Annotated in this window: 15 protein-coding genes; 8 read left to right on the top strand and 7 right to left on the bottom strand. The window is 45.0% G+C overall.

Annotated elements, in window-relative coordinates:
* Positions 1-4 precede the first annotated feature (4 nt).
* The 3 genes from TRESADRAFT_RS10695 to TRESADRAFT_RS10685 are packed head-to-tail and all read left to right on the top strand — an operon-like array spanning position 5 to position 3,144.
* Positions 5-655, top strand: coding sequence for a V-type ATP synthase subunit D (locus TRESADRAFT_RS10695; RefSeq protein WP_002705600.1), 651 nt, complete (start codon positions 5-7; stop codon positions 653-655).
* On the top strand, positions 652-2,646 hold the full coding sequence (locus TRESADRAFT_RS10690) for a V-type ATP synthase subunit I (RefSeq protein ID WP_002705599.1): 1,995 nt from the start codon (positions 652-654) through the stop codon (positions 2,644-2,646). The genes TRESADRAFT_RS10695 and TRESADRAFT_RS10690 overlap by 4 nt, the downstream gene beginning before the upstream one ends.
* 51 nt (positions 2,647-2,697) lie before the next feature.
* Positions 2,698-3,144, top strand: coding sequence for an ATP synthase subunit K (locus TRESADRAFT_RS10685; RefSeq protein ID WP_002705597.1), 447 nt, complete (start codon positions 2,698-2,700; stop codon positions 3,142-3,144).
* A gap of 283 nt (positions 3,145-3,427) precedes the next feature.
* Here TRESADRAFT_RS10685 and TRESADRAFT_RS10680 read toward each other — a convergent pair whose 3' ends face one another.
* Positions 3,428-4,009: a hypothetical protein gene (locus TRESADRAFT_RS10680; RefSeq protein ID WP_002705595.1), complete on the bottom strand. Its 582-nt coding sequence runs from the start codon at positions 4,007-4,009 to the stop codon at positions 3,428-3,430.
* A gap of 188 nt (positions 4,010-4,197) precedes the next feature.
* Here TRESADRAFT_RS10680 and TRESADRAFT_RS10675 point away from each other — a divergent pair, with 188 nt between their 5' ends.
* Positions 4,198-4,449: a type II toxin-antitoxin system RelB/DinJ family antitoxin gene (locus tag TRESADRAFT_RS10675; RefSeq protein WP_002705593.1), complete on the top strand. Its 252-nt coding sequence runs from the start codon at positions 4,198-4,200 to the stop codon at positions 4,447-4,449.
* Positions 4,449-4,718 (top strand): Txe/YoeB family addiction module toxin, encoded by a 270-nt coding sequence (locus TRESADRAFT_RS10670; RefSeq protein ID WP_040842898.1) that lies wholly within the window; start codon positions 4,449-4,451, stop codon positions 4,716-4,718. The genes TRESADRAFT_RS10675 and TRESADRAFT_RS10670 overlap by 1 nt, the downstream gene beginning before the upstream one ends.
* Positions 4,719-4,757: 39 nt before the next feature.
* Here the strand turns inward: TRESADRAFT_RS10670 and TRESADRAFT_RS10665 are convergent, their stop codons facing one another.
* Together TRESADRAFT_RS10665 and TRESADRAFT_RS10660 are read right to left on the bottom strand one after the other, a co-directional pair.
* Positions 4,758-6,209 (bottom strand): C69 family dipeptidase, encoded by a 1,452-nt coding sequence (locus tag TRESADRAFT_RS10665; protein WP_002705583.1) that lies wholly within the window; start codon positions 6,207-6,209, stop codon positions 4,758-4,760.
* A gap of 122 nt (positions 6,210-6,331) precedes the next feature.
* Positions 6,332-7,696, bottom strand: a complete 1,365-nt coding sequence (locus TRESADRAFT_RS10660; RefSeq protein ID WP_002705582.1) for an RNA-guided endonuclease TnpB family protein — start codon at positions 7,694-7,696, stop codon at positions 6,332-6,334.
* 142 nt (positions 7,697-7,838) lie between these two features.
* Between TRESADRAFT_RS10660 and TRESADRAFT_RS10655 the strand changes: the two genes are divergently transcribed.
* On the top strand, positions 7,839-8,327 hold the full coding sequence (locus TRESADRAFT_RS10655) for a hypothetical protein (protein WP_141606995.1): 489 nt from the start codon (positions 7,839-7,841) through the stop codon (positions 8,325-8,327).
* Between the two features lie 131 nt (positions 8,328-8,458).
* Here TRESADRAFT_RS10655 and TRESADRAFT_RS10650 read toward each other — a convergent pair whose 3' ends face one another.
* On the bottom strand, positions 8,459-9,397 hold the full coding sequence (locus TRESADRAFT_RS10650; RefSeq protein ID WP_002705581.1) for an IS1595 family transposase: 939 nt from the start codon (positions 9,395-9,397) through the stop codon (positions 8,459-8,461).
* A 228-nt stretch (positions 9,398-9,625) separates the two neighbouring features.
* Here TRESADRAFT_RS10650 and TRESADRAFT_RS10645 point away from each other — a divergent pair, with 228 nt between their 5' ends.
* On the top strand, positions 9,626-10,156 hold the full coding sequence (locus TRESADRAFT_RS10645) for a hypothetical protein (protein ID WP_002705579.1): 531 nt from the start codon (positions 9,626-9,628) through the stop codon (positions 10,154-10,156).
* On the opposite strand, the gene TRESADRAFT_RS10640 is transcribed toward TRESADRAFT_RS10645, so the two are convergent.
* From TRESADRAFT_RS10640 to TRESADRAFT_RS10630, 3 genes are all read right to left on the bottom strand, one after another.
* Complete coding sequence (locus TRESADRAFT_RS10640) at positions 10,153-10,593, bottom strand: hypothetical protein (RefSeq protein ID WP_002705577.1); 441 nt, start codon at positions 10,591-10,593, stop codon at positions 10,153-10,155. The genes TRESADRAFT_RS10645 and TRESADRAFT_RS10640 overlap by 4 nt on opposite strands.
* Positions 10,594-10,654: 61 nt before the next feature.
* Complete coding sequence (locus TRESADRAFT_RS10635) at positions 10,655-11,167, bottom strand: flavodoxin family protein (RefSeq protein ID WP_002705574.1); 513 nt, start codon at positions 11,165-11,167, stop codon at positions 10,655-10,657.
* On the bottom strand, positions 11,164-12,381 hold the full coding sequence (locus tag TRESADRAFT_RS10630) for a CapA family protein (protein ID WP_002705572.1): 1,218 nt from the start codon (positions 12,379-12,381) through the stop codon (positions 11,164-11,166). Before TRESADRAFT_RS10630 ends, TRESADRAFT_RS10635 begins: the two co-directional genes overlap by 4 nt.
* Before the next feature lie 99 nt (positions 12,382-12,480).
* Between TRESADRAFT_RS10630 and ruvA the strand changes: the two genes are divergently transcribed.
* Positions 12,481-13,095, top strand: a complete 615-nt coding sequence (gene ruvA / locus TRESADRAFT_RS10625; RefSeq protein WP_002705570.1) for a Holliday junction branch migration protein RuvA — start codon at positions 12,481-12,483, stop codon at positions 13,093-13,095.
* Positions 13,096-13,189: the final 94 nt, after the last annotated feature.

The following is a 13,189-nucleotide window of genomic DNA, read 5'->3' as shown; positions in this document are numbered from 1 at the left end:
GTTAATGGCAAAAATCAAGCTGACAAAAAACGAGCAGAAGGTCCAGAAGGACGCGCTGAAGATGTATCAGCGCTATCTTCCGACCTTGACGCTCAAAAAACAGCAGCTTCAATCTGAAATCAGGACTATCGAGATAAAGGCGAAGGAAGTCCGCCAGCAGCGCGTCGAGCTTGAGAAGGAATTTCAGGTTTGGATTGCGGTGTTCGGCGAGGAGGAAGCCTTTAAGCCGGAGATGGTCACTGTCCGCAATATAAGGAAGGGCGTCGGAAACATTGCCGGCGTCACGATTCCTGTATATGAGGGCGCTGATTTCAGCAGGGGCGATTACGATTTGTATTCGACCCCTCTCTGGATTGATATGGCCGCTGACAGAATGGAGAAGGCGCTTTCCCTTGATTTGGAGGCTGATGTCCTCGATGAGCAGGTAAGGTTGCTTTCAAAGGAATTGCGGACTACGTCTCAGAGGGTCAACCTTTTTGAAAAGGTGAAGATTCCCGAGGCAAAAAGCAATATAAAGAAGATTTCGGTCTATCTTGGAGATCAGCAGGTAAGCGAGGTCGTCAGGTCGAAAATTTCGAAGAAGAAAATCGACCAGCGCAACGCCGCGGCCCTGTTGGCTCAGGCCGAATTGGCTGGAAAGGGGGCAGAGAAATGATTGTTCAGATGAAGAAAGTTTCTTTGATTGTTCTTCAGAACGAGCGCAAGGATGCCCTTAAGGCGCTGAGAAAACTCGGCGTGCTTCACGTTGAGGAAGTGCAGGGGGGCGGCGACGTTCTCGCTTCCTACAAGGACCAGAACTCGAAGGTCGAGAAGGCGTTGAGCATACTCGGCGAGATAAAAGTCGGCAAGAAGGAGAAAATTGAGCAGACCAAGGTGAGCCGTGATAGGGCTGTCGAGGTCGCGAAATCGGTTCTTGCCCTCTCCGATGAGAAGAAATCCTGCTTTGACAGGATTACGAGCGATTCGGTAGAGCTCGACCGGTTCTCAAAGTGGGGCGAGGTCAATCCTGCCGATTTCTCGTATTTGAGCGGGAAAAACATCAATCTCTCGATGTTCGAGATTCCTGCGGAAAAATACGGCTCGATTGGGGATGGCGTGCGGACTATCCTTGTCAACAAGGACAAATCTCAGGCTCGCTTCCTCGTCGTAAGCGATTCTCCGCTTTCGGCAAACGAGCGCCCGGAGGGGTTGCCGCCGGAGGCATATCAGGTTGTGCTTCCGCGCTGCTCAACAAAGGAGCTCTCCGCGGAAATCGACGCCAGCCGCAAGAGAATTTCCGAGATTGAGCGCGAACTCATGTCGGACAAGAAATATCAGGACGCGATGAAGGATTCGCTTTCCGTAATCGCAAAAGATATCGAGCTTGAGAACCTCTACAGCGGCATGGGATATGAGGATAAGTCTGATGCGGATGGCGCGGATTCCCATTCCGTGCGCCTTTCTAAGGCCGAGCCTTCTTCTGTTCCGCTTGCATGGCTTACCGGATTCGTCCCTGTCGATTCGATGAAGAAATTCGAGGACGAGGCGAGGCTTCAGAAATGGGCATATGCCGCGTCCGAGCCGTCCGAGGATGACAATGTTCCTACGAAATTGAAGAACAACAAATTCGTGGAGCTCATCTATCCGCTTACGGACTTCCTCGGGACGGTTCCGGGGTACCGCGAGTACGATATTTCCGGATGGTTCCTGTTGTTTTTCACGGTTTTCTTCGGCATGATTTTTGGCGACGGAGGGTATGGCGCGCTCGTAACGGTTGTCGGGCTTGCCCTTCTGCTGAAAAGCGTTGCCGGCGGAAAGAAGGTTCCTCCCGTCATCGGTCTTGTCCTGCTTCTTGGCGTGGCGACGATGGTGTGGGGTGCCGTGACGTGCACATGGTTCGGGCTTACTCCGGAACAGCTTCCGTCATGGATAAAGGCTCTTTCGGTCGCGCCGCTCTCGAACGCATGTACCGATGAGTGGCTGCCGTTCTGGACGACAGATGCGTCTGCCGGGACGCTCACGACGGCGAACAACCTTCAGATTTTCTGCTTCACGCTTGCCCTTGTGCAGCTGTGCGTCGCCCATCTGAAGGGCATGGCGCGCTATGCGAAGGACAAGGTGCACAGGCTTAAGGTTATAGGCGAGTTCGGTTCGTTCATCGAGCTTATCGGTATGTATTGGGTAGTCCTTTCGATGGTCGTCTCCAGCACGGTGTTTCCGCTTGTCGGCGGCGACGTGTACGGGGTGCCTGCCGGTACCGTATCGATTGCCCTCGTCCTCGCAGGATTCCTGCTGAGCTTCGTGTTCAGCAATTACGAGGGAAGCGTGGCGAAGTCGGTATTGGAGAGCGTCAAGAACATAATTTCCGTGCTGCTCGGCGTGGTGAACGTGTTCTCGGATATCGTTTCCTACATCCGCCTCTGGGCAGTCGGTCTTGCGGGCGCGGCTATCAGCAACACTGTAAACACGATGGCAGGTCCTCTTGCCGGACGCGCCGTCATGTTCGGAGCGCTGATTGTGCTCCTTGTGTTCGGGCATGGTTTGAACATGATTTTGAACCTGCTTTCCGTCATCGTTCACGGAGTCCGCTTGAACACGTTGGAATTCTCAAATCACTTGGGAATGTCATGGTCTGGTTTCAAATACAGTCCGTTCAGTGAGAAATAAAACTCAACTGTCGGTCGTATAAATTAAGGTTTCAATTTAAGGAGAAAAATTATGGATCCAAAAACATTGTTCTGGGGTTATGTTGGAGCTGCAGTCGTAATGGGCATCGCCGCAATCGGTTCTGCAATCGGAATCGGTGCAGCTGGTCAGGGTGCGATTGGCGCTTGGAAACGCTGCTACATGGCAAACAAGCCGGCTCCGTTCATCCTCACCGTCTTCGCTGGTGCGCCTTTGACGCAGACAATATACGGCTTCCTTCTTATGAACTCCATGAAGGGAAAGGTCGCCGCTGGTGCTCTTGACCCTGCGTTTGCGCTTGGTCTTGGAATTGCCGCTGGTCTTGCGATGTGCTTCTCGGCCATTGCTCAGGGAAAAGCCGGTGCTGCTGGTTCTGATGCTCTCGGCGAGACAGGGAAAGGCTTCTCACAGTACATCATGGTCGTCGGTCTTTGCGAGACGGTCGCTTTGTTCGCGATGGTCTTCGGAATGATTCAGTAAACCGGCCTTGAATAGAAAAGCGGTGTCCGATTGTTCGGGCACCGCTTTTTTTCGCTTTGTCTGGAAAAACAGTTGTTTGTTTTCAGCATCTCGTATAATGACATTTATCAAGTTAATAGACTATATCACAGACAGAAATAGGGGCTGCACCCTGTCCATCGTAGATGCCGAATCATATAAAGTTCAGTTGTGCGCTATATGATTGTTTTTGTCAAACTCAACACGGACAAAAAAAGCACACCGCAAAAACGATGTGCTTTCGTGCAATCAAATCAGATTTGATTTAGTTTGTTGCTTTTGTCAAAGTTACGTTGACTGTATTGCTCGTCTTTGCCTCTGAGCCGTACTTTGTTACAATATAAAAAGAGAAGTTTAAAGTTTCGGTCGTGTTGTTAGAAACCTTGTAAAAGCCATCGCCTTCACCATTAAAACCGCCATTCGCATAACCGAGTTTAAAAATATCAGTGTCCTCCAAGGTATTAAAATCAGACTTCATTGCGTTAGCAGAGCCAGATTTCAAAAGAACATCGCTCTTGCCAGTTTGTGTGCAAGAACCATAAATCTCATAAGTGAATCCAGATTTTACGCTGTCATAAGTCCAATTAACATTAAAACCTGGCACGGCATAATGATAAGTACCGTCTTCCACATAAGAGAACCCACTGAATGATTTATTTGCAAGCACTGAGAAAGTTGAAGAGTTAGCTTCAACTTTCAATGTTGGTGTTGCGATACCCGCCTCAACAGAAGTGTTGTTCGTATAGGTATATTCACCGCTGTCCTCGTCGTCAGAGCAAGACATGAAACTCATTGTTCCTGATGCAAGGAGCAATCCAAAAGTGATAAGAGAAAGAATTTTTTTCATAAAATCCTCCAAAGAATTTATATTTTGTGCGAAATCGAGCGAAGCGAGATTTCGCACAAAGGGCTTTAGTCAATCCCTTTGTGTAGGGTACCCTACACAAATTTTTTTCGAAAAATTTTGAAAATTTGACAGAATGCAGCCTATTGTGTTACATTGTGTTATAAAATAACACTTTAGGAGATATTTTTATGGCAACAATGAGCATTAGAACGAATGATGAGCGCAAATATTCTTTTGAAGGATTTTGCGACTCAATTGGAATCAGTGTAACCGCTGCCGTAAACATGTTTATGAACGCCTGCCTGCGAGAAAACCGCATTCCGTTCGAAATTAAAGCAGACCCATTTTGGGGCGAAGAAAATCAAAAAAGACTCAGAACCTCTCTTGAACATGCAAAGCAAGGAAAACTAACCAAGCACGAAATCGACGAGGTTAATTGATGGATAAACTTTGGACTGATGAAGCATGGGAAGATTTTCTGAACCTTCATTCTGACAAACGACTTGTAAAGAAACTTGAAGCCCTTTTAAAAGATATTGACCGTAACGGCTACACTGGAATCGGGAAACCAGAACCTCTAAAAGATGATTTAACAGGCTATTGGAGCCGACGAATTGATGACTTTAACCGCATTGTCTACAGAATTATAGAAGACGGAGATAAGTCTTATGTAGAAATCTTGCAGTGCGGAACACCTTATCACAAATAAAAAGTCGCCATGCAGATTGCTCCGCATGGCAACAGTTTTTTACGCGTCGCTTCTTGCGTATGAGTTTTTCATCAGGCAGCTTATTTCATAAAGAACTTTGTCCAGCGTCTTTTGGGTTTCCTCTTTTAGCATTTGGGCAACTTCGGCATTCGCTTTTTCGCAAAGAGATATGGCTTCGCTTTCCGCCGCGGCAGCAATGATTTTGTCGTATTTTTTTAGAATCTCGTGACTTTTTGAACCGACGGCAAGCTGATAATGCTCAATGTGGTTCAGGCATTTTGCGTAGCCGGCATCGCTCAGGGCAGCAATCAAGCGGGCGCACCAGTAAAAACTTTCGGTTGAAACGCTTCTCGGAACATAGGACAAATATCGCGGAGTTTTTTCGATGTTCGTGTAGAACGGAGAAACAACGTTGAACGCGTTTGAGGCAAATGCCATCCACTGAATCGCCTTGCATTTTTCTGGCATTCCTTTGCGGATTTCGATAATCGCAAGAGAATCGTTGCGGTTGATTCCGATTGAGCGGAAAGCACCGCGCATATTTTTTTCGCCGTAAGAACCGTAAGGGTCGTATTTTGTTCCGTTGTAGTGAGACGAAAGCAGATATTTTATGTCCTCCACGGTAATTTTTCTCTCAGGAACCATGCTCCACGGAATATCGTCGGAAGACGGCGTGTAATCTGCGTCATCTCCGTCCCATTTTGCAGTTTTCGGATTCAAAAAGCGCTCGATATACCACGCACGAGGCGTGTTGTAAACGTGGTCGGCATCATCGTGGCTTCCGAACGCCTCCCGTGGGTTGAATTTTTTGCCCGGCAAAGTCAAATCCAGATGATTTTCCGCGATAAATTCCTTCAAATCTGCCGAGCAGAGATGATTTTTTTTCGCGCCGAAGGCATCATCAAAATCAAAACTGTCGATTCCGAGCTGATTCGGCATGACAACGTAAGAATCATCAGGCACGCGCTTGGCCATCCAGTGATGCCCGCCAATTGATTCGAGCCACCAGATTTCGTTCTCGTCCGAAAAAGCGATTCCGTTCATCTCGTAAGTTCCGTATTTTTCGAGCAGGCTGCCCAACCGCAGAACTCCCTCGCGGGCAGTTTTTATGTACGGAAGAACGATTACGTTCAAATCTTCTTCCCCGATTCCGCCCTTTTTCAAAAGCGGGTCGGCACCCAAAACGCGCTCGTTGGAAGTGATTGTCTCGGTCGCGGTCATTCCAACATTCGCCGAGTTAACTCCATGAGCCGCCCAAATTCCATCTTTTTTATTCGCGTTCGGCGTGGATGTGTAGCGAAGCGGATTTTCAGGCAAGTCGATTTCCTGATGGGAAAGTATCGTTTTGTATTTTGAAGGTTGGTCTTCCGGCAGAACAACGACGAATTTCTTCTCGCAGAACTGTCCCGAAGGACTGTCCTCGTTCCGCGCAATAAAAGTCGCGCCGTTGTAAGAAGCATCTTTTCCGACCAAAATTGTTGTGCAAGCCATTTTTTACTCCTCAAATTTCAGAATTCCCGGACAGTATACAGACAAAAAACGGTCGAGCCTACAAAACGCCGAAAAATTATTCGGAATTATCCCCTCACGCACTTTATATTAACAAAAAAATGTTAAAGCGTGAGGACATTCTGACCGTCACCGGTCAAATTTTCTGCTTCTTCGGATGCTCCAATTTGCAACGCAAGCGTTGCTAAATCTTCCACACCCTCCACAGACCTAAATTCGGACACTCCTTGCCCTACGTTTTTTATTGCGTTCATTTTAAGATTGATGGCTGCGTTTACATCACGAATGTGCTCTGCTCCACATTCAGGGCAAGTCCAAGAACGAATATTTAAATTCTTTGTAATCGGATTCTTGAATCCGCAACAATGGCAAATCTGACTTGAAGCAAAGAATCTATCTGCCTTTACAATCTGACAGTTGTTTTCGTTTAGGGATGCTTTCCACAACAGTTTATTTGTGAAATTTCCCCACGAAGCGTCTCCGTAATTCTTTGCGTTTCGACTAAACTTCATCATTCCTTTCAAATTCAAGTCTTCAATTCCTATAACTTGATAACTTGATACAAGACGTTTAGTTTCTTTTTCAATCCAATCATTACGACATTCTGCAATGTAATGTTCCATACGAGCAACTTTTACACGAGCTTTTTCACGATTGTTTGAACTGATTTGCTTACGCATTAAGCGTCTTTGAAGTTTAGTAAGTTTTTTAAGATTTGCTTGTTTTTGAGCAACATAGCCAAAATCTTTTCCGGATGAACCATCCGAATCTATGTAAAAATCTGCTGGACTAAAATCTAATCCGATGGCTTGGCTTTCGTCACCTTCATAGATTTTCTTTTTATGACAGTATTCTCTTTCAGAAAGCAATACTGCATAATACTCGTTCGCAGGGTTTTTTCGTATTGTTATTGATTTGAGTTCGACTTCCCCTCGAAGGAAGAAGTCTAACTTGCCTTTTTTGTTACCGCTGTGACGAAACTTAACTTCGCCTAATTTCGGAACTTTGACTTTTCGTTCGTTCCAATTTAATGCTTTTTCAGACGGATTACACTCTCTGTAGCTGAAATCGTTTGATTTTTTCGACTTAAACTTCGGTTTGCCAACTTTTGCACCGGCTCGATTGCCTTTGATTGAAGAAAAGAAATTTTTGTAAGCAATTTCCGCAAACATTGTTGCTGAACATAATGCTTGGGCTGAAACTTCTGTCATATATGGGAATTTTGCTTTCATTTCTTTTTCTGTACTGAAATGGGCTTTCTTCCAAAGTTCTTTTTGCTTATTTTTGTCGGATTCGTTTTTGATTACATTCTGATAGAACTCGTTTCGTTCAAACAACCGATTATTATATATTTGACGGCAGCAGCCGAATGTTTTGTTGATTAGGATTGTTTGTTCGGGATTTGGATATATTCGTAATTTTAACGCTCTATGCTGTTTTTCTGCATTTGCAACTAATTTATTCATCATAATCAATACTTTCCTTATTGGTTGTGCTAGAGGATAATCGGGATTGCCGTCCTGATTACCTTCGTTTTATGATTTAATTAGTGGAAAAAAAATAGAGGTTTAAAATATGCGAGTTAATTATTACGAATTTTATAAAAGACGGTTGAACGAAAATAATCCTATCGGAAAAGATATCAATGGAGATTCTATTTATGAATATGCTACCGTTTCTGAAATTCCAAACGAATTATTTAAAAATCCAAGTTATTCAGTACTGCTTCCAGAAATTCCAAAGTTTGTAGAAAATTTAATAGGCTTTAAAAATAGAAAGGTTTTATTGAAGAAAAAAGTTATTCTAAAAACATTAAGAGATCATTCGGAAATAGAACTAAGTATGCATAAAAAAATATTGACTTTAGCTGTCTACAATCCTACTGTTTTTATGAAAAATAAACCCATTTCAAAACCTAATTACTTAGCATTCGTTAACGAAGGTGATTATTATGCCGTTTCAACTATAGATTTTGATGAAACCAAGAAGTATATAGAAATTGTTGATTGGAGAAAAGTTGATTCGAAAGAATTTGACAGAATGATACGAAAAGTGAGTGCAGAGGGCGGCCAATTCCTCATAAAAGCAGTAGACAGATAAGTCTCCTTCGCTTCTCAGCAGACCTTTCTGATGTTTACACTCATACTTAATATAGTTCCAAAATTTGAACGAAGTGTCAATTAGTTTATGTCATTTTTGTTAAGTACGTCAGAGGATAATTCCGAATCCTTTTAAGCTGCCAACACACTTTGCCATAACAATTTATCAAAAGAATCGACAAATCTGTTATTCTGTTTGAAACAACATTCGTTCACGTAGCTTTGTAAGTATTTAGTTGAAATGTGATGATAACTGCCGATTATTGAACGTTTAAGAATTGCCCAAAATCCTTCGATTCCATTTGTATGCAAGCCCTTTCCAGAAGAAAATTCACCTAAGCTGTGGCATACAGAAATGTGTGTGAAATTTTCTGGATTTGTGGATTTATGGTTTATAATGTTATAGCCTTTGAAGTCATCTGTCATTACAACTGTATCTGGTTTTGTTACGGCAGAAATTACAGACAAAAGTTGCTTGCCAGTTAATTTTTGTCCGTTATGGTCTGGTAACGCAACACGAGCATAAACTCTTCCAGTTCCACGTTCTTTGACTCCGATTACTGGAGTCTTTTTTGTTCCTCGCCCGGTTGTAGATGTGTCTTTTGGTTTTGGCGTAGTGAATTGCAGATTATTGTTTTGCTTACGTGGTTTACCACCTACATAGGTTTCATCAACTTCAACAATCAGCTCAAACGACTTTTCCAAATTTTCATTACCCATAGCAGTACGAATCTGTTTTAAGATTCTCCAAGCTGTTTTGTAGGTTGTTCCGATTTCACGTTGCAACTGCAAAGCCGAAATTCCTTTCTTGGCATTTAGAACTAAATGAACTGCGAAAAACCACTTTTTAAGGTCTGTAGAACTTTTCTCAAAGATTGTTCCAGTAAAGATAGAAAAAGTATTATGACAATGATTACAGTTACAAAGTTTTGGCTGGTCAGTTCTTAATCCAACTTGCTGGGTAGAACCACAATGGGGACAAGTTAAACCGTTTTTGTAGCGAATTGTTCTGAAATGTTGTAAAATGCTCTTGTCTGTTGGAAATTTTTCGTTGAATTCGAAATAAGTCATACCTATAACATAGGGCTTTTTTCTGAAACGTCAAAATTTATTTTAAGTGCGGGATGGGATAATTCCGAAAAAACTTTTTGATGAAAAGGCCTATATTATAAGTGTAGGAGAATAAAAACGATGTATAGCAATTGTTTATTTGAAGCAATCAAAGCATAAATCAAAGACCCAAAAAATGTACATATTTTCAAACTTCCTAAAAATTTCGGAGGTAGTGAAATTCATTTTATGTGGTACAATGAAGTTTCTCATAAATACTACCACTCAAAGGTTTCTAACCACAAATGGTTAAAATTAAATCCTCTGAAAAAAGCTATTTACAAGTTGTGGCACGACCAAAAAATAAAAGAGGTTGATGAAGCATTTTTTAATGCACTTATCTACAGGAACTTCAACATCTACGGAATAACAGAAAAAGAAAAAGTTAATATTTTAAGAAAGGCGTATCTTCGTATTGGAAAAATGGATACAAACTGGCACAGCAATCTAATTGATTATCAAGATTCAGCCGAACTTCCTTCAAAAGAAGACGCTGATTTTTTGAAAAAAACTTTTAAGGTAGACCCCATAGTAAAAGTCGTATATTTTTTAGGGGGTAGTAAAAGAGAATTAGGTTATTGTACTTTTACCACCCTCATAAAACTTTCTTGCAGAAAAAATTTCAAATGGAGATGGTTAAACCCTCTTGAGGAGGATTTTGCTAATTATTATACAGGTGCTGCAAAATATGTAGATGAAGATTTTGAAACCAAAATTTAATAATTTTTCATTTTTTGCTGCACTTCTTTGTCATCTACAATTTCATATTTACCATCATATAGCTTTTTATTTTTAACCATTTTTTTCGCCCATTTTTCAGCCTCCTCTTTTGTTTTAAATTCAACACAATTCCCATCTGTTATATTACCCTCCGTATCTAAAACAACATATTGTTGAGAATTTTTATTATGAAGAGTAGTTGTATCCGTACCGGGTTTGAGAGCCTTTTTAATAACAGTATACATATTTTTATGTATATATTTTATTTCATTTAATTTTTGACCTTCATTATTCTCATCCAGCTCCTCTTCCACTAATTCCAAAGTTTCATCCAATTCCCTTTCTGCTTCAAACAATCTCCTTTTTGCAATACGAACTTTCATTTCTGCTTCTTTGATTGCTTGAAGTCGTTTGTCATAGATATTCGTAATTTCCATAAATTTTTCTCCTAATATTTTCAATTAGTTAGCTAAAGTACGAGAAGGGATAATTCCGAAATTATTTTTTTCCTGCGAGGCGGATTTTCTGTGCGATTCTGAATCCCGAATAGTTGAGGATTTCTTTTAGCGCGCGCTCGGCCCCGGCCGACTGCCCGAAAATACAGTTGAACGGGAACGGCGTCCGGCAGGAAGTGATGATTATCGCTTTTTTGCCTTTCTGCAGCGGCTTCGGGATTCCTCGGCTCGATTCTGTCATAAGAACGCCGACAAGCCTGTCGAAAAGCGACTTGAGTTTTCCGCTCATGTTTCCCCAGTAAACCGGCGTTCCCACAATCAGCATGTCGCACCAGTTTATCTCGCCGGCGATTTTGTGCGCGCCGTCGTCCTTCAAAACGCACGTTCCGCTTTTTCGGCACGCCATGCAGCCACGGCAAAAATCAAAATTGAGTTCGTGCACGTTGTGATAGACGATTTCGTTCTCATCCGAATCATATTTTAAAAGCAGGTTTTTTATCGCATTCCCGACGTTTCCGTTTTCGTGCGGGCTTCCGTTCAGAACGAGGATATTCATGGGCGCTCCTTTTTTAATGCGGGGATGTAGCTTTCCATTATGCGCTTCCGCTCAAAAAGGTAGTCGCGCCATTTGAGGTATTCCGCCTTGTCGAGCGTGTCCAGAAGCTCGTCGTCGAGGAAGCGGAGGACGTACCTTCCGTCGTCCGCAATCATCACGGTGACGAGGCTTGCGGACGAATCCTTTATCGCGACGGAGCTTTTTTTTCCGTCGTCCTTCTTTTCGAGCGTCACCTCCATGAAGATTCCCTCCCCGGTGTAGTCCCTGTTCGTCGCGGGCGCCTTGAACTGCGGGTCGCGCCGTTGCCCCGATATGGTGTTCCCGTTCGCGTACATGATGAATGCGTCCCGCCCGTCATCGGCGGAAATCTGCTCCCATTCCTTCGCTACGTGCGGATGGTTCGCCCATACGATGTCCGCGCCGCATTCGTTCACAAGCTCGCGGAAGAACTTCCGGTGGTTTTCCGTGACGCGGAGGATGTATTCAGGCTCGTCGGTGTGGACCGATATGACGAAAATGTCGCAGCCGCTCTCGGCTTTGATTTTCGCGAGCTTTCCCTTCAGCTCGCGCCTTTTTTCCGCGGTCGACTGGTAGTAGTCGACGTACTCGGCGTAGTCCGGGCGGTTGAGAAGCTCCGTGAACGCCACGAAAAGAATCCGCCATTTTCCCCCGTCGGCAACGTCCTTCTCGACAATCTGGTATGTCGGGCCTTCTCCTGCGGCCTTCCGCAACCCTGCCGCCCAGATTCCTTCGCGGGACGAGAAAAAATCGCGCGTCGACTGTATTCCCTTCAGGTATTGGTCGTTCGTGTGGTTGTTCGCGAGCGAGAAGACGTCGAACCCCGCTTTTATGGCGGCCTCGACATAGTCCGTGTGCATGTTGAACGTGGGGTAGGCGCGCCAGCCCTTCGCGTCCATGACCGGCGACTCGATGTTCGCGAACGCGAGGTCGGCGGCGCTGATTTTGTCGGACACGTGCCTCCATATCCTGTCGAACCGCCCCGGAACGAAATTCTCCTCGTGCGCCATTATGTCTCCGGCGAACAGCAGCCTTATCGTCGATGACGCGTTTCCCTCTTTCCTGTCCTGCGAATCTCTCTGCTCATCCCGCTCTGCCGGCGCATTCTCCGGCGCGGGAAGTTCCGGCTTCGTCGCGCATGATGAGAGCGCGACGAGCGCCGACAGGATGAGCGGCAGTCTTGCATTTTTTATCATGCGCCCATTATAGGGAAAATGTGAGTTTTGTTGAACGACGGAATCGTCCGCTTCCCGTTCCTTTTTTTCAATGCGGCAAATGTGCTATAATGCCGCACTATGTTCAATTCATTGGCAGGTACTGTTACGGGAAAATTCCCGCAGAGATTGCTCCTCGACACGCACGGAATCGAGTGGGACATCATCGTTCCCGACACGTCGCTCGACAAGATTCCATCCGTCGGCGAGAGCGCGCGCGTGTTCGTCTGGATGCAGCATACGGACAGCGCGATGGTCCTTTTCGGTTTCGCGAGCGAGGACGACAGGCGGATGTTCTTCGACCTGAACAAAGTTGACGGCGTCGGGCCGAAAAGCGCCGTGAAGATAATGAGCTCGATTGAGCGGGGGCAGCTCGCCTCCGCTCTCGACTCGGGAAACATATCCGCGCTGGAGAAGATTCCCGGGCTCGGGAAGAAAACGGCGCAGAAAATGCTCCTCGCCCTTAAAGGGAAGCTTTCCCTCGACGATTCGTCGTCTTCGCGCCGCGAGTCCCGCGTCCCCGGCGAATTCGCCGACATCGTGGAGGCGCTTTCCTCGATGGGGTTCGAGCGCAGGCTCGTCGAGGATGCCGTTTCTGCAATATCGTCGAAACTGCTCGCGGAGAATCCGTCCATGCCGAAGAAGGAGATGGAGGAGGCGCTCTTCAGAAGCGCGATTGTTGAGCTGTCGAAATAAAGGAGGGCATTCCGGATTTTTCCGTTTTCCAGAACGGGGCCGGCGTCCTACCATTCTATCGGGGGCCGCATCCGCGCGGCCCGACCGACACGGG

Origin of the sequence: Treponema saccharophilum DSM 2985, assembly GCF_000255555.1 — a bacterium.
Classification (GTDB): domain Bacteria; phylum Spirochaetota; class Spirochaetia; order Treponematales; family Treponemataceae; genus Treponema_D; species Treponema_D saccharophilum.
This window is presented reverse-complemented; position numbering and strand designations above follow the sequence as displayed.